Raw genomic sequence first — 16,777 nt, 5'->3', positions numbered from 1 at the left:
TCGTACCATCTTCCCTAAAAATCGCAACGTCATCCGAGGCATTCTTCAATAAAACGATTGATTCTGGCCATGAGTTGCTCTTCTTTGATTGGATTATCCGATTGAAGGAAGCTCGCCAGCGAGTGGGTACCATTCGGAAAGGAGATGAGTTGAACGTTCGCGCCGACGTCACTCGCATGTTCGACGAAGTGAAGCGCTTGGCCGAACGGGACAATCGGATCTTTCTTCCCGTGTAGCAGTAAAATCGGCGGGGCATCGGCATATAGATGGGAGACCGGGGAGCATTTTACCATCAACTCACGCCATTCCTCACGGCTTCCTTCATAGAACTTTAAGTGAGCGAGCCACGTCTGGATAAATTTGAACAATAAAAAGTTTGTCGGTGGATACAAGGCGATGACCCCTTTGATGGTCGGGAGGTCGTCTCCCAAATCGCCCGCAAATTGTCGATGACGATCGAGCGCAGCCGCAAGCATGAGCGCGGCGCCTGCTGAGTCCCCCCAAACGAGTAGTTGACTTGTATCTAGCGTCAAAAGCGATTCATGTTGTTTCAAATAGCACAGGGCATCAGAAACATCAAAAATATTGTCAGGGAAGTACACCCCGTCTTCAAATAGACGGTAATCGATGCTGACGACCGCGATCCCTTTCCCCAAAAAGTGGTCGAGCAACGGATGAAACAGTGTCACCATACTCCGATTCCCTCTGACGAACGCTCCCCCATGAGCATATACCGCCACCGGGAACGGTCCCTCCCCAGGGGGGAGATACAAATCAAATTGGAGCGGACGATCGTGAACAATTTTATACGTGTACGTGTGGCGCCGGCGTGTTGTCGGTTGAATCGGCAACTTGGGTTCTTGCCATCTGACAAGGGACCCGTACTGACTCCACACGCTAGCCCCGGCTGCCGTCGCCGCAGCAATCGCCGCGCCCCCGACAAACCAGGCAGTCTCCTTTCTCATACAATCCACTCCTCGTTCCTTTTTTTAATCATATTCCCGCTTTTTTCAAAAATCTATCCATCAGAAGTCGGACTTGACGTGCTCCAAAGGTCACACTATAATATTACTCGCAGTCATAAAACGTAACAGTTACGATTTAATATTCAGATAACTTGAAAGGTGGAAGATGGAAGATGAAGAAAACTTGGTTAGGCGCAGTCGTAGCCGGTACGCTTTTACTTGGTGCGTGTGGAAATACCGAAGGAGATAACGCATCTGAATCGACAGATGGTCAACTGACCGTCTTCGCTTCAACGTTTGCATTAAAATCATTAGCCGAAGAAATCGGCGGCGACCGCGTCCACGTGGAGATGGTCATTCCACCTGGGGCTGATCCGCATACGTATGAGCCAACTTCAAAGCAAATGACACAAATCGCAGAAGCCGACCTCTTTTTGACGATTGGTCATGACCTTGAACCTTACGTCGAGTCTATGGAGAAGAGTTTAGAGGGTCAGAACGTCGCCTTCGTCAAAACAGCCGAGAACGTGAAGTTACTCGATGCGGCGGATACCGTCCATGTCCATGAAGAAGAAGGACATGCTGAAGACGAAGGGCATTCTGAGGACGAGCATGCTAACGAAGAAGCATCACATTCGGAAGATGAGCATGACCACGGAAAGTATGACCCTCACGTTTGGCTCGATCCAACGAATGCTGTATCGATGGCAGAAGCGGTCGAAGCCGCATTCAGTGAGGAAGCACCCGACTATAAGGATGAGTTCGCAGAACGATTAAGCACCTTCAAAGACGAAGCGAACGCCCTCGATGCGGAATTGAAGGCAGCGGTCGAGAACGGTTCGAAATCCGAGTTACTTGTAACGCATGCCGCATATGGCTATTTGGCTGAACGCTATGGTTTCGATCAGTTGCCGATTGCCGGACTTACACCGTCTGAAGAGCCGTCACAACAAGCTCTCAAACGGATCATCGAGGAAGCCCGTCTCCACGACTTGAACTATATCGCATTCGAAGACACGGTCACACCAAAAGTGGCCGAAGTCGTGAAACAAGAGATCGGCGCAGAGAGCGTGACGATCTATAACTTGGAATCGGTCACGAAAGAACAGATGGACAAGAGCTACTTCGACTTGATGCGTGAAAACGTCAAGGCACTTGAGACAGCGTTGAAATAATCAAAATCCCGAAACGAATCACCTCGTTTCGGGATTTTTTTATACTTCTATTCGTCGGTCTAACATCTTCATCGTGACGAGAAGCAGGAGCAGTAGCGATACGATGACGCTCATCATCCAGAAGTCCCCGTCCATGAAGAATGATCGTGTCCACTCTCCTGTACTCAGTCCTAACCACGCTTGACTGACACCAACGCCAATCAGTGCGATTGCACCAAAACGAACCCATGTCATCTGTGGAACGAATCGTTTGCTGACCACATAACTATTCAATACTAAAAGACCGACATACGCGATAAGAAGGACGTTCCAAACTGTATCGAATAGCACCGGTGCCACCCCTCCCGTCACAGCATACCCCCACGTCATGAAGAATACGATGAATGAGATGAGTGTGATGCGATAAAGCGGCTTGATTTTCGTTTGATACGCAAGAAACGGATTGATGATTATCCCGAGCCAGATGAGTGTGCCGAACACATCCATGAGCAAATCCCCTTTATACCATTTATTAACAGTATACCATGGGAATTCACTTTCATTCATAATAAATCAAGACGAATTCTTCCTGGGACGAAGCGATCTCACAAAACTGTTGCAACCGGGTCCAATCTTCCCAAATGATCTCGAATTCATCTTTTGCAACGAATGCCATGTCTTTCACATCATCTCGCCCGAACGCATGCAACGTATCTTTGACGATATGAAGTAACTGCGGGGTCAAGATACCGACCACGACCGCCTGCGCCTCATTGACAATCAACTCTTCGCCGACGAGCGCCATTTCCATGTTATACGTGTCGGCCCCGTCGATATATACCTCGATTTGACTAAGTACGCGTTGAAACGGTTCCACATTCGGAAGCGTCAGCGTATCGTCCCGATCCCGATATTGCTCATGCATATGAATCAACCAGTCTAAAATCATCTCCGGATCCTGATTAAATGACACCCAAACTTCTGGGGAAACACGTACATAATGCGTCGTCTCCATACATGAACGCCCCCTTTTTATGACATTACCCGTCTTATATATGTAAAAAAACCGCCTACTTGAATTCGTAGACGGTTCCTTATATCAAGAACGACTTGTTCCTGTTTGTTGTTCCTCTGTTTCGCTTTCCCAAGCTTCGATGTATTCACGACCAGGAAGATTTTCAACCGAGTCGACATAGAAAACTGGATCTTCTCCTTCGCGTCGCTGTGCCAAGTAGTCATCGAGAACGGCGCGAGCCACTTTCGCCAAGCGGAAGATGGCATACAAGTTCACGAGTGCCATGAGACCCATGAACACGTCAGCAATCGACCAAACAAGGCCGGCAGAGCGGACCGCACCAAACAAGACCATGCCGACAACACCGATGCGATAGAGCGTGACATAGATTTTCTTATCCGAGATGAACTGGATATTCGTCTCACCGTAGTAATAGTTTCCAAGAATCGAACTGAACGCAAATAGGAAAATTGCAATCGTCAAGAACGATGTAGCGACTGATCCGATTTCTACTGTCAACGCGGCTTGCGTCAATTCGACACCCGCAAACGACTCTGAACCGGCTACGCCTGAAATCAAGATGATCATCGCTGTCGATGTACAAACGAGCAATGTATCGACAAATACGCTAAACGATTGAATCAATCCTTGTTTGACAGGGTGCGATACTTCCGCTGTCGCAGCGGCGTTCGGTGCAGAACCCATACCCGCTTCGTTCGAGAAGAGACCTCGACGAATCCCTTGAAGTACCATGGCGCCAATCGCCCCTCCGAAGAGTTGCTCAATTCCGAGGACTCCTTCTGAGAAGATGAGGCTGAAGACGTCTGGTAGAAGGGAAACGTTCGTCACCATAATCCAAATCGCGAGTAAGATGTAGCCACCTGCCATGACCGGTACGATGATACTCGACAAGAGTGCGATCGATTGGATCCCACCGAAGACGACAATGGCCGTCACAATCGCGAGGACAACCCCAACGACTGTTGTGCTGATGCCGAACTGGTTACTCACAGAGAGTGAGATCGTATTCGACTGTACCGAGTTGAACGCGAATCCGAATGAGAACGTGATTAAAATCGCGAACAAGACACCTAGCCAACGTTGGCCGAGCGCACGCTCCATATAGTAGGCAGGTCCCCCACGCCATGTGCGTCCATCACGAATCTTGTACACTTGTGCCAACGTACTTTCGACGAATGCAGATGCTGCCCCAATCAACGCAATGAGCCACATCCAGAAAACTGCTCCTGGGCCACCTAGCGCAATCGCTGTCGCCACACCGGCAATGTTTCCTGTCCCTACACGAGCTGCCGTTCCGATTGCGAAAGCTTGGAACGAAGACACTTGGCCTTTTTCACGTGCTGTGCCCTCTTTGAACAAGAGGCGGAACATTTCAGGAATCATGCGGAACTGAACGAAGCCCATACGAACTGTAAAATAAAGACCTAAAGCAACAAGTACAACGATGAGCACTTGCGACCACAACAAATCGTTTGCTTGCGAAACGAGTTTCTCTACCAATTTCTCCATACTAATCCTCCATCATTCTAAAAATCTCAACAGAAAAAGTCATGTCAACTTTTTTAACATGACTAGAATTATAGGTAAATTATACGAAAATTGCAATATTAATTCGTTTTTTCAATATCATCTCGACTCTTTCTAAAAGCAAAAAAACGAGCCGGAGAGCGCATCGCAATCCGACTCGTTTTCTATTCCGTTTAGATAAAGAGGTTTAAGTTACCGCCTTCTGCTGCGCCGAGATACGCCGCCACACCACCAAGGTCGACCCCATCAATCAACTCTTCTTCTTTGATCCCCATGACGTCCATTGACATCGTGCAAGCTACCATTTTTACGCCTGCCTCTTGCGCCGACTTGATCATTTCTTCGACAGAAGGAACATTCTTGTCGCTCATGACTTTTTTCATCATTTTTTGACCGACACCACCAAAGTTCATATTCGAAAGTGGAAGTTCGCCGGCATGTCCTGGCATCATCATGCCGAACATTTTCTCAAGACCTTGCTTTTTCACTTCCGGTGCGTCCGGTTTGCGGATGACGTTGAGTCCCCAGAATGTGAAGAACATCGTCACGTCTTTCCCCATCGCGGCAGCACCTTGCGCAATGATGAGGGATGCGAGTGCGCGGTCGAGGTCTCCGCTGAAGACGACCATTGATGCACCATCTCCTGCTGGCGCGCCCGCTTGTGGTACAGCCGGACCTTGTCCTTTTTGAAGGATGGCTTCAACGCGTCCGTTCACGAATTGTTTCGAGACGAGTTTGTTTCCTGTCTTCTTCGCCCATGCTTCGATGTCTGCGAAGAATCCTGGGTCACTCGCGAGCACGCGGAGCGTTTCGCCTTCTCCGAGTTCTGCGACTTTCTTATTCACTTCTAAAATAGGTCCCGGGCATTGTAGACCACACGTGTCTAACACGACCGCTTCCCCGATTGGTGCATTTGTCATTTGTGTTGGCTCCTCTTCTACAACGGTAGCCGCTGTTTCATTTGATGTGTTCGCTTCTTCAAGCGCCTCGAAATCACGATTGATTTGCGACCACGTCTTGTAGCCACCGCTCAAGTTTTTCACCTTGAAGCCGTTTTGACGTAAGATGCGTGATGCGAGATAGCCACGAAGACCGACTTGGCACGTCACGTAAATCGTTTCATTCCGGTCGTAGTTGTCCAAGTTTTCTCGTAATGAGTTGAGTGGTACATTGATCGACCCTGGAATCTTTCCGAGTTCATGCTCGGATTCATCTCGAACGTCTAATAACGTCGCTCCATTTTCCACGAGCTCATCGATTTCATCCCAATGCACGACTTCATTGTCACCGAGGACGACGTTCGACGCGACGTACCCGATCATATTGACCGGATCTTTCGCCGAGCTGAACGGTGGTGCGTAACTGAGCTCAAGGTCAGGTAGATCGAGGACCGTCAAACCGCCCTTCATCGCCGTCGCAATGACGTCGATGCGTTTGTCGACTCCATTGATCCCAACGCCTTGCGCACCATAGATCTCACCCGTTGTCGGGTGGAACAAGAGTTTGAGTGACACCGGCGTCGATCCTGGATAATAGCCGGCATGTGAACCGGGGTGCACGTGGACGGTTTCATACGTCTTACCAGCCGCTTTCAACCGTTTCTCATTCCAGCCTGTCGATGCGACCGTCATATCAAATACTTTGGCGATTCCCGTTCCCATCGTTCCATTGTATTTCACGTCACGGCCGTTAATGATATCGGCAACGAGACGGCCTTGACGGTTCGCTGGCCATGCGAGCGGCACGACAGTTGGTTCTTTGAAGACGTAGTCGAGTACTTCGACCGCATCCCCGATCGCGTAAATATTCGGGTCTGATGTGAGCATCTTTTCATTAACGCGAATGGCACCGCGCGTACCTGTTTCAAGGCCTGCTTCACGCGCAATCGTCGATTCCGGTGTAACCCCAATCGACATGATGACCATATCTGTATCGATGACACGACCGCTCGTCAAATGCACCTTTTTCCCTTTTTCAGAGAATGAAGAAACACCATCAGACAATTGAAGCTCGACGCCGTGAAGACGTAAGTGTTCATGGATCGGCGCCACCATCTCACGATCGAGTGGTGTCATGACTTGGTCTGCCATCTCGACGAGCGTCACATCAACGCCACGCTCACGTAAGTTTTCTGCCATCTCGATCCCGATGAAACCTCCACCGATTACAGTCGCATGCTTTGGTGCCTTGTCATCGACGTAGCCACGGATTTTATCTGTATCCGGAATGTTGCGAAGTGTGAAGATATCTTCTGCCTCGTCGATTCCAGGGATGTTTGGACGAATCGGTTTTGCTCCCGGTGACAAGATGAGGACGTCGTATGACTCGTCATACGTTTCGCCTGTTTGGACGTGTTTCACCGTCACCGTTTTCTCGTCACGGTTGATTTTGACGACTTCCGTCAAATTGCGGATATCGAGTTGGAAACGCTTGTTCATCCCTTCAACGGTTTGAACGAGGAGTTTTTGACGGTCTTGGATAACGTCCCCGATATAATATGGAAGACCACAGTTCGCGAACGAGATGTACTCTACACGGTCGAACATGACGATGTGATTCTCTTCATTCAAACGACGGAGTCGTGCAGCTGCAGATGCACCACCTGCCACCCCACCGACGATTACGATTTTTTTACTCATTGTCCATTTCCTCCTCTGACGACTTCTCCTGGCCAACTCATCAAGCCATCTTCTATATTGACCACTTTATAGCCTTTCGCCTCCATTTGCCAAGTCGCTTGCGTGCTGCGTGCACCTGAGCGGCAAAGAACGACATATTCTTCAGCTGGATCGAGTGTGTCGATCCACTCTGTCATTTCAGATAATGGATAGTTTTTCGCGCCTTCGATATGTGCTTCTTGAAACTCGTCACGTTCTCGGACGTCGACGATATTTACAGGCACTTCAAAGTCCATTTGACGTTTTAAAGCGGATGCTTTCATCGTTGATCTACCTTTCTTTTTTCAATTCAATTTATACCATTCGGCTTGGTTGCTGGCGTTCAACAAGTTTGTGATTTGTTGAACATTTCGCTCCCGCGTCATTAATATACCCCCTTAGGTATTTAATTGCAAGAAATAAGTTTGACGAAATGTCGAATTTTTCAACATCATCCATTTGGATAGTTGATGCTCGACACATACTCCCCCATGTATTAAGATGAGCCTACACAATAAATAGTTGGGTAACTGAACAATTTTTCCTATAGAGGTGAATGATATGGAACCGTATGTATACGATGCAAAAGTATTGAATCGCATGAAACGAGTGGAAGGACAAATTCGTGCCATCATCCGGATGATGGAGGAAGGAAAAGAATGTCGCGATGTCGTGACGCAATTAAGTGCCGCACGTTCCGCACTCGATCGCGCTTCGACTATCATTGTGGCTAAGAACTTGGAACAATGTATCATCACCGCTCAAGCAGATGGCGAAGATACGTCCGAAACGGTGGAAGAAGCCATTAAAATGTTGATGAAACGCTAGTTCCCCTTGCTTTCCCTGTCCAAATGGGAGAAAGTTAGAGTAACGACTTACTAAGGGGGATTTCCTTGTGAACTTCGAAGAAAAAGTAGAATCATTTAGAGCGCTCGCCGCTGAACGTAACATGACGTTCAAAGAGAGCGACACTGAAACGCACGTCACGTTCTTGACGCGTGAAACAACAAAATCCGGGGCTCAGCCCGTTATGATTATCGCTTTTAACAAAAAGACGACAGATGCTGAGTTGTACGCTGCTACCGTCACGCACGTCCCAGATTACGTAGAAGATTTACCGATTCTTAATGCCTTGAACGAGTTCAACCAGGAGTTCAAATACTTCCGTTGTGTACTCGACAGCGATCGCGATGTCACACTCGCCTCGACACTCGACCTCGACCTCGGTTTCTCACCAGAGATCATCTTGCAACATTCATTCATGATGTTCCAAGCGGCCGACGAAGTGAACGAGTACATGCAGAAGTTGTATACGCAAGTCCAATAACAAACAGCCGCCCCGGACGAATCCAGGGCGGCTGTTTTTGAATCATTCTTTCGAGCGGACTCGTATAAGGAGAAAAAGGAGGAATTGCTGATGATGACACGTTACACCCATTACCTCGAAGCACTCGAAGGAATCAGGGGGGCGACAAAATGGTTCACTGACGATTTCCGACGTTTGATGGCAATCAACTACGCCATGCACGATGCCCCGTTCGATTCGAAACGGTTCGAACACGCTCAAGCGGTTCTGAAACAAAAGACCGGCATGTTCTCAAAATTTCGCGGCAGCAATAATTTCGTCTGGCTGTCGTTTCTCGACGCCAAGTATGAAGACATCGAACCGGCCATCGACGAGGTACTCCGGCTCGACACGTTGCTCGACCGAAAGCACTTCCGCTTCAGTATGTTACGGCCCTTTATCGCGAGCCAACTGATTAACGTTGATGAGCCCGAACGCCGACTCGACGAGGCGAGCGCACTCTATCAGACGTTCAAACGAAATCATCCTTGGCTGACGAGTGAAGAAGACCTGTTGTCCGCCCTCGTTCTCGTTCAAGCGTTCGATGACCACGATGCGTTGAGTCAACGGATTGAGACGTATTATGAAGCGTTGAAAGCACAGCTCCCCCGCTCGAACGAACTCCAACTCGTCTCGCACTTATTCGCCTTTAGTGAGTTATCACCAGATGAGGTCGTCACCCGCTTCTTGGATTGGCACAACTGGCTAAAAAAACAATCCATCGCCGTCAAAAATGAACATCTGCCACCGCTCGCCCTGTTGGCCATCGTCGCGGTCCCGAACGACAATGACGAACGCGACCTGATTGACATCACGAACGCGGAGAAGGAAAAACATCGCTGGTTCCACACACACGCGTTGACCGTCGCCTTGCAACTCGTCGCGGCAAACAACATCAAGGAAGACGCGAGCGATTTACTGTTGCACGGCACGTTCGCGCATTTGCTCGCCATGCAACAAGCTGCGACGGCTGCCGCAACCGTGGCCATCATCTCGAGCACCGCTTCAAGCGACTAAAAAAAGAAGGGTTCCCCCTTCTTAAGAAAATAAATACCAGCTGAGACACCCGAGCACGAACACCGAATTGGCAATTTCGACGATCCCGATCTTCATGATAGGGATCTTTTTACCGTAGAAGACAACCGCTCGGATTAGGCTTGGTGCGTAAGCGAGCGCGAGTAACGGATACCCAAGGACGATGAAAACGGCGACGAGCAAGCCGTGATATCCCCAAGACAGATTGCGATACGACACACTCTTCTTCTCTCGAATCATCGTCTTGACGAAAAAGATACTCCCGAGGAAATAGAGGTACGGCAAGACGAATACCCACACCATCGTCGCGTCGAGCGTACGCGCGCCTAGGTAATAGCTCGCCATCCCACCGATGCAAAACGAGGTGACGGCGCTGACGTCATTCCAGACGTTGCGCTCGTCCTTGATTTTGGCGAAATAGGCGTTCACCAAACCAAACGGAATCATCGCGAGGACGAACCAGACGAGACGCCATTCGGACAGAAACACCGGGATGGCGGCGACGGTGGCAATCGTCAAATACGTGATGACCGTGCGCAACATCTGCTGCGATTTTTTCCGTTGCTTGATGAATTGGAACAAGAAAAATGTGCCCATATAGACGAACAGCCAGGCGATGGCGAACGGGATGTGCGCGAGTGTCCAGCCGCCGACAATGCCGCCGAGTAAGAACGGTAAGATGAGCATCGACCAAGCGCCGTGTTGTTTTGGAATCATCCATTTCATGTGACTCCCTCCTTCTACGTTCAGTGTAGAAGAAAGACGGCTATAAAACTGTGATAAATTTTACAAAACAAAAAACGATCTCAGGCGAGATCGTTTTTTGGTGAAAGTTTGGGTTTGATGACCGCCGGCTTGGTATGTTCAACCACGTCGTCCGCCAACATCTTCGTGACGACCCGACCTGCGATCGAGACCGCGACGAGCGTATACAGTGCATTCGACAATGGTAAATAGATGAGCGAGATCGCCAAGACGATGACATCAAACGTGATGAGAATCGTACCGACCGACACGCCTGTCCATTTCGATAGACCTAAGGCGAATAAATCATCGCCTCCGGTCGTCCCGCCTGACTTCAAGACAAGACCGAGACCATATCCGGTCACAATCCCACTCGCGATGGCAGCGAACAACGTCGCTGGCCATACTTGAATCTCAAACGTGAGCAAGTCGAGACGGTCCCACATCGCATAACTAAGCGACAAGGACGAAGCGGCTAGTACCGCTTGCCCGACAAAACGCCATCCTTTCCACCATACAGCGACGATAAAAAATGGGATGTCGAGCACGATCATCGAAATCGCCGGGTCGATATCAAATAAATAACGACCGAGTAGCGATAAACCGACGAACCCGCCTTCCGCCAAACCAAACTGTTCATTCAAATAATAATAACCGAACGCCATGATCAGCGTTCCGAGCACTATGGTAGCAACTCGTTTCATTCCGATTGTCCTCCCCGTTCTTGACGGAGAGGAGGATCCTCAGTCGTAGCTGCGGTTCCATCTGTTCCATCTCCGATCTTCCGTTTGTTGATTGATACACGTGTAAGCGATCAGTCAACGCTAGAAGTCCGGAAGTTGGAACAGAGGCCATGTCCTCTCGGTATCCATAAAGACCTTCCTTTCTCAAATTGCGCGTAATCTTGTACGTAGTTTACCACACATTTTGATTCAGTTCACGAATTTTACCTTTAGTGCATGTTACGTTTCGGTAAATCTTTCTTTCCGAACCACCACCAGTTCCAATCCCCGAACAGTTTCATGAGAGACGGAACGAGCAGGATCCGGATGATGGTCGCATCAATGAAGATGGCGAGCGCAATCCCCACGCCGAGCTGTTTGATCGGGCTCACACCCGTGAAGGCGAACGCACCCGTCACGACGATCATAATGATGGCGGCTGAAGTGATGATTTTACTCGTCTTCGCAAGCCCCATCTCCGTCGCATAGTCATTGTCGCCTGTCTCGCGGTAATATTCCTCGATTCGCGAAACAAGAAATACCTCATAGTCCATCGACAATCCAAAGACGAGTGAGAAGATGAACACCGGTGTCAAAATACTGATTGTTTCTGCATCGTACACATAACCTGATTCAAAAATGATGACGAGTAAACCGAACGTCGCCCCAAGACCAAGCACGTTCATGAGAATCGCCTTGATTGGAATCAAGATGGATCGGAACGCCCACATGAGGATGAAGAAGGTTGCCAAGATGACGGTGATGACCGCATAGGGAATGCTGTCATAAATCTCATCATAAATCTCTTCATTGAAGGCTGCCGGTCCGCCGACTTCAAACCCTTTGTCTCGCCAATCGCGTACGAATGCTTGCGCTTCTTTATCGCTCGGAGGTACGTCGAAGCTGACATTCACGAGCGCCAAATCTGTATTCCCATCAAGGGTCACAAGTCGCTCAAGCGGGGCGAGTTGTTCGGGCGCCGCTTCGACGAGTTGCGTAAACGTCTCAGGGGTCAATCCGGATGTCGTTAAGAAAGTCGAGACGTTATCGACAATATCGACCTCGTTTAACTCATCTGTGAGACTCGTCAATTCCTCTAAAATCATCGGATCGGTCAAATCGTTCGCTTCGAATAAAAGGACCGCATCGGTCGAGTTATCCCCAAACACATCGTCCCACCGTTCGAGCGCCGCTCGTGATTCATAGGAAGTCGGGAGCGCATCGGCGTCCGGAATGTTCAACTCTAGGTCGCGCACGAACCAAAGACTCGGGAGTAGAATCAACAAAGCAATGAGCGTCATCGTCACCGGACGTCTCATCACGAAGCGAGCAAGCTTTTGCCAGCGCTTTTCAGATTTCGTCTCATCTGTCTTGATGATTCGTCCTTTATTTAAGGCGTCACCGACTAAGTAAAGTGATGATGGCAACAGAGTCAGTGCAGATAGCACGGCCCCCGCGACGGCAATGAGCGCACCGAGCGCGACCGCTTGGAAGACATCCACCTGAATAAAGAGTAGACCGGCCAACCCGACAAAGACACATAGACCTGAAAAGAGAATCGAGCGTCCCGCCGTCGCTACCGTCCGGACAATCGCCTCTTCTCTCGATTGCCCGCGCATCAACTCTTCACGGTAACGGTTGACGAGTAACAGTGAAAAATCAATCCCAAGCGCAATCGCAATCATGGCGACGGCATTGAGAACAAAGATAGATAATTCCATGTTTTGTGCAAAAAAGAATAGAGATCCCGCTGCGACAATAAAGGTAATCAACCCGACAAGTAACGGCATGAGCGCGGCGAGCGGTGTGCCGAAAACAAGCAACAACACGAGAAGCGCGACCGGAATCCCAATCAACTCCGCTCGAATCAAGTCATTTTTCGAAGCTTCGTTTAAGTCATCCGCAAAGACCGGTTCTCCCGTCAAGCGGACTTCGGTATCCGTATCAACGATGAGCGCGTCTCGGACGGCATCGATTGAGGATTCCGCCGCATCATAATCTTCGAATTCCAGCACGAAATAGGACACATCCCCTGAACGCGCGTCCGGATTCTCCGCCGGGGTAATCACGCCGTCAATTGAAGGAGTCGCATCAAAGCGGTCTTGTTGTTCGTCCATGACCGCCTCCAGATTTCCTCCTTCAAATAAGACGATCATTGAAGCACCTGCTCGATCAAATCGTTCATTTAACGTATCTTCTACCTGTTGGAAACGTCCGTCTTGAATGGCAAATCCGTTTCCTCTCAACTCACCCGGGAGCTGTAGCCCGAAATAAACTGAACCCGCGAGTAAAATCGCCCATATGAGTAATACACCATACCGAAAACGAACCAACTGCCTACCTAACCATTCCATTGATGTCACTCCTCCCTGTCTATCCATCTACTTCCCGTTTCTCGATTCATTCATCATCACTTCACAAAAAATTCCTGAACCTAGGTTCGGTTCAGGACTCTTGTCGTTCAAAGACTTGAAGCCAGCTATGACAAAATCGAGGTGGTGCGGACAAGACGACGAGTCGATCCCCTCGTTCATCTAACAGCATTACCTTCAATAATTGGTTGTCTGCACACACGCTTGAGCAAAATAATTCTTCCTCTCGATGAAACAGTTGGAACGACTCTGTCGATGTGATCGCCGTCGTTTCTCCCACTTGATCGAGAATGACCGTGTCGCGGTTTCCTTCGTATGGAATGCGCCAGGTTTCTTTCGTCTTCACATTTTCAACTAAAAAATGATGAGTTCGTTCATCGAACAATGTCACACACGTTTCAGGTGTGAATCGTTCAAAATCATACGTCCCTTGATACGCTAGCTCGATGATGTTCCCAAAGACAGGGACTTCTTCATAGCGGCTATATCGAAACGTATGATCATGGAGGTTCAAGGCTACGACATCCGATTCGGCTGAATATAAGAAGATGTCATCGCCTTGCCAATAGTGCAAATTGCTAAACCAGTCTCCGTTGAATCGTTGAGGGATCGCATGCGTCTCCATCTGTCCTCGTTGTAAATCAATGACTCCGTAAAGTCCTTTTTCCTGGAACCATGCCACGGCACGTCTTGCATTCGGCTCCACATATAGGGCGCACGGTGTCCATTTCCAGTCGATCTCCCAGCGAATTTGAGACGACTCGTCAAAGAACATAAATCCGGTTTGCGCCAAGTACAACATCCAACCTTCACCTACACGTTCTAACCATTCGATCGTTTGATGAAATTGAAAGTCTGCTGTTTGTTCGTACATTTGATCACTTCCTAATTTCAGCTTAGCAACCACCGAAGCGAAATTCGATTTTGAATGTGTTCATTCAACACATTTTCGATTTTCCTGTATACTGAGGGTAAAGACATATCGTTTAGAAAGGAGACCTTCCATGCGTCCATTACAACTATCACCAGAGACCGCAGTTGAACTCGCAAAAAAATTAAACGTCCCCCTCGAGGAACTGATGCATATGCCAAAACACATCCTCGTTCAAAAAATGATGCAACTCGAGGCATCTCAAACAGAGGAAGAGACACCAAAGGAGACGGATTAACGTCTCCTTTTTGGTTACTGCTCTTTGCGTTTGCGCTTTCTCGATACATACCAGAGACCACCGATTACGGCGAGTGCTGCACCACCGGCCACAGCGTACTTGCTGTAATCTGGGCGACGTTCGGTTACGACTAGTGTAGAGAGTGGAGCGACCGTCATATGACGGTCCTCGACTTGACGTGGTGCCGTCAGATTAACGGTATGGTCCTCCACGTTTACCTCGAACTTGCCAGATGGAAGTTTGACCTCAACCGCCTCCTCGAGTGCGTTGTGGTAGACGATATGTCGTTCTACATATCCTTCCACATGACGGCTCAATTCAAAGGCAATCACACCCTCTGCTTCATCAAAGAAACGCAAGTGTTTGCGAATCTGTTCCGTGTTTTCGAGTCGGAAGAGCGGATACTGCTTACGCAGACGCAAGAGACCTTTCACATATTCCACACTTGGCGCTTCTTGCTCCGCCCGGTTCCAGTCCACACGGTTGACGACTTCGCCTGAATTGAAGCTGTTCTCATCCCCGTCTTTTGTCCGGAAGAACTCCTGTCCACTGTGAAGGAATGGAATCCCTTGACTCAGGAGCACAATCGATGTCGCCAAACGGTGGCGACGGCGACGTGTCGTCTCATCATCTTCCGGATTCGTCACGGACAACTTGTCCCAAAGCGTCAAATTATCATGACATTCCACATAGTTGACGACCTGGTTCGGCTCATCAGCGAAACTTTGGCTCGTGATGCCACCAGCAATCCCACGTTTCACGTCTGCTGTCATGTCCGTGTTGCCGCTCACCCAGCCCGGTAAGTCTTCGATAAAGACGTCTCCGCGGACACCGTCTCGAATCCCATCATTGAATTGGGCGATGCGTGGCATCTTATGCGCATTATGTTGATTCGCTTTTTCACGAACCGGGAGCGGCGTATCCAAGTCCCAGCCTTCCCCGATGACAAGAATCGATGGGTCGACTCGATCGAGCGCTTTCCGAATCTGATTCATCGTTTTGACGTCATGGAGTCCCATCAAATCAAAACGGAACCCGTCAATCATGAATTCTTTCGCCCAGTACGTGACACACTCGACCATGAGCTTACGCATCATCGTACGCTCAGAGGCCGTGTCATTCCCACATGCCGAACCATCCGCGAGTGTCCCGTCTTCATTTAAGCGATAGTAATAATCCGGGACGAATTGACCGAGCGGTGTCGTCAACGCATCGTACGTATGATTGAAGACGACGTCCATGATGACCCGGATGCCCCGATCGTGGAGCGCTTGAATCATTGCCTTCAATTCGACAATTCGCGACGCCGGATCATCTGCCGACGAGGCGTAAGAACCTTCAACCGCAAAGTAATGAACCGGATCGTAGCCCCAGTTATAGTTGTCTTCCCCTTCACGTGACTCATTCACCGAGCCGTAGTCAAAGAACGGCATCAATTGAAGATGTGTGATTCCGAGCGAGGTGATGTAATCGAGTCCTGTCGGGTAACCGCTCGTGGTCGTCGTACCCGTCTCGGTCATCCCTAAGAACTTCCCACGGTGCGTCGCCCCACTCTCTGGGTGACTCGTCAAATCGCGGACGTGCGCCTCATAGATGACCGCCTCTTGTGAAGAATTGAATAGCGGACGTTCTTTGATCCAATGGTCCGGGTTCAAGGATGCCGGGTCAAGTAGACATCCACGCTTCCCATTCACTCCGACGACTTTCGCATACGGATCGAGCGACTCCACTTTCTTCCCATCAATCAGCGCTTCAAATACATAAAATTGACCTTCGAATAAGGCACGGTCGAGTTCGATCACCCACGTCCCCTTCTCAGCCGGCTCGAGCTCGAGTCGTTCAAACTTACGGGCACGGGCTGTTCGATATAACTTGACCGACATCTGTTCCGCTACCGGAGACCAAACTCGTAGTCGAATCTGTTCCCCTTTGAACGTCACCCCTAGGTCTTTCCCGTGATAGGCAACGTGATCTAAGTCTGCATGTGTGTGTTGATCCATTGTACGTTCCATCTCTTCACTCCTTCACTGCTTCAAATCTGCTATCATTAT

16 protein-coding genes are annotated in these 16,777 nt (G+C 49.3%); 5 read left to right on the top strand and 11 right to left on the bottom strand.

Going from position 1 to position 16,777, the window contains the following annotated elements; genetic code table 11:
* Positions 1 to 29: 29 nt before the first annotated feature.
* Entirely contained in the window at positions 30 to 965 is a 936-nt protein-coding gene (locus KNO61_RS14495) for an alpha/beta hydrolase (RefSeq protein ID WP_078146151.1), read from the bottom strand.
* Positions 966 to 1,138: 173 nt separating this feature from the next.
* On the opposite strand from KNO61_RS14495, the gene KNO61_RS14490 reads away from it, so the two are divergent.
* On the top strand, positions 1,139 to 2,140 hold the full coding sequence (locus KNO61_RS14490; protein WP_078146150.1) for a metal ABC transporter solute-binding protein, Zn/Mn family: 1,002 nt from the start codon (positions 1,139 to 1,141) through the stop codon (positions 2,138 to 2,140).
* 39 nt (positions 2,141 to 2,179) lie between these two features.
* On the opposite strand, the gene KNO61_RS14485 is transcribed toward KNO61_RS14490, so the two are convergent.
* From KNO61_RS14485 to KNO61_RS14465, 5 genes are all read right to left on the bottom strand, one after another.
* Positions 2,180 to 2,626 carry a hypothetical protein gene (locus tag KNO61_RS14485; protein WP_078146149.1) on the bottom strand — a complete coding sequence of 149 codons (447 nt, stop codon included), beginning with the start codon at positions 2,624 to 2,626 and terminating at the stop codon, positions 2,180 to 2,182.
* 52 nt (positions 2,627 to 2,678) lie between these two features.
* Complete coding sequence (locus KNO61_RS14480; protein WP_078146148.1) at positions 2,679 to 3,134, bottom strand: hypothetical protein; 456 nt, start codon at positions 3,132 to 3,134, stop codon at positions 2,679 to 2,681.
* 84 nt (positions 3,135 to 3,218) lie between these two features.
* Positions 3,219 to 4,664, bottom strand: a complete 1,446-nt coding sequence (locus tag KNO61_RS14475) for an alanine/glycine:cation symporter family protein (protein WP_078146147.1) — start codon at positions 4,662 to 4,664, stop codon at positions 3,219 to 3,221.
* A gap of 191 nt (positions 4,665 to 4,855) precedes the next feature.
* Positions 4,856 to 7,321, bottom strand: a complete 2,466-nt coding sequence (locus tag KNO61_RS14470; protein WP_214731339.1) for a CoA-disulfide reductase — start codon at positions 7,319 to 7,321, stop codon at positions 4,856 to 4,858.
* Entirely contained in the window at positions 7,318 to 7,623 is a 306-nt protein-coding gene (locus KNO61_RS14465) for a rhodanese-like domain-containing protein (RefSeq protein ID WP_015880530.1), read from the bottom strand. The genes KNO61_RS14470 and KNO61_RS14465 overlap by 4 nt, the downstream gene beginning before the upstream one ends.
* A gap of 277 nt (positions 7,624 to 7,900) precedes the next feature.
* Here KNO61_RS14465 and KNO61_RS14460 point away from each other — a divergent pair, with 277 nt between their 5' ends.
* The 3 genes from KNO61_RS14460 to KNO61_RS14450 all read left to right on the top strand — a co-directional run bounded on the left by KNO61_RS14460 (position 7,901) and on the right by KNO61_RS14450 (position 9,701).
* Positions 7,901 to 8,167: a metal-sensitive transcriptional regulator gene (locus KNO61_RS14460; RefSeq protein ID WP_015880529.1), complete on the top strand. Its 267-nt coding sequence runs from the start codon at positions 7,901 to 7,903 to the stop codon at positions 8,165 to 8,167.
* A gap of 67 nt (positions 8,168 to 8,234) precedes the next feature.
* A complete protein-coding gene (locus KNO61_RS14455) occupies positions 8,235 to 8,666 on the top strand; it encodes a type III secretion system chaperone family protein (protein WP_015880528.1) in 432 nt (143 codons plus the stop codon).
* A gap of 90 nt (positions 8,667 to 8,756) precedes the next feature.
* Positions 8,757 to 9,701 (top strand): DUF4003 family protein, encoded by a 945-nt coding sequence (locus KNO61_RS14450; RefSeq protein ID WP_240499775.1) that lies wholly within the window; start codon positions 8,757 to 8,759, stop codon positions 9,699 to 9,701.
* Positions 9,702 to 9,722: 21 nt separating this feature from the next.
* Here the strand turns inward: KNO61_RS14450 and KNO61_RS14445 are convergent, their stop codons facing one another.
* The 4 genes from KNO61_RS14445 to KNO61_RS14430 all read right to left on the bottom strand — a co-directional run bounded on the left by KNO61_RS14445 (position 9,723) and on the right by KNO61_RS14430 (position 14,431).
* On the bottom strand, positions 9,723 to 10,445 hold the full coding sequence (locus KNO61_RS14445; RefSeq protein ID WP_078146145.1) for a YwiC-like family protein: 723 nt from the start codon (positions 10,443 to 10,445) through the stop codon (positions 9,723 to 9,725).
* 80 nt (positions 10,446 to 10,525) lie between these two features.
* On the bottom strand, positions 10,526 to 11,167 hold the full coding sequence (locus tag KNO61_RS14440) for a YitT family protein (RefSeq protein ID WP_214873689.1): 642 nt from the start codon (positions 11,165 to 11,167) through the stop codon (positions 10,526 to 10,528).
* A 248-nt stretch (positions 11,168 to 11,415) separates the two neighbouring features.
* Positions 11,416 to 13,539, bottom strand: a complete 2,124-nt coding sequence (locus KNO61_RS14435; RefSeq protein WP_214873687.1) for an MMPL family transporter — start codon at positions 13,537 to 13,539, stop codon at positions 11,416 to 11,418.
* A 91-nt stretch (positions 13,540 to 13,630) separates the two neighbouring features.
* Positions 13,631 to 14,431: a hypothetical protein gene (locus KNO61_RS14430; RefSeq protein ID WP_214873685.1), complete on the bottom strand. Its 801-nt coding sequence runs from the start codon at positions 14,429 to 14,431 to the stop codon at positions 13,631 to 13,633.
* Positions 14,432 to 14,561: 130 nt separating this feature from the next.
* Here KNO61_RS14430 and KNO61_RS14425 point away from each other — a divergent pair, with 130 nt between their 5' ends.
* Positions 14,562 to 14,726, top strand: coding sequence for a YycC family protein (locus KNO61_RS14425; protein ID WP_214873683.1), 165 nt, complete (start codon positions 14,562 to 14,564; stop codon positions 14,724 to 14,726).
* A gap of 14 nt (positions 14,727 to 14,740) precedes the next feature.
* On the opposite strand, the gene pulA is transcribed toward KNO61_RS14425, so the two are convergent.
* Positions 14,741 to 16,738, bottom strand: a complete 1,998-nt coding sequence (gene pulA, locus KNO61_RS14420) for a type I pullulanase (RefSeq protein WP_214688878.1) — start codon at positions 16,736 to 16,738, stop codon at positions 14,741 to 14,743.
* Between the last annotated feature and the right edge of the window lie 39 nt (positions 16,739 to 16,777).

This window comes from Exiguobacterium sp. s140 (assembly GCF_018617035.1).
In the GTDB taxonomy this organism is placed as follows: domain Bacteria; phylum Bacillota; class Bacilli; order Exiguobacteriales; family Exiguobacteriaceae; genus Exiguobacterium; species Exiguobacterium profundum.
Note: the sequence above shows the minus strand (reverse complement) of the source record. Positions and strands in the feature narration are given on the sequence as shown.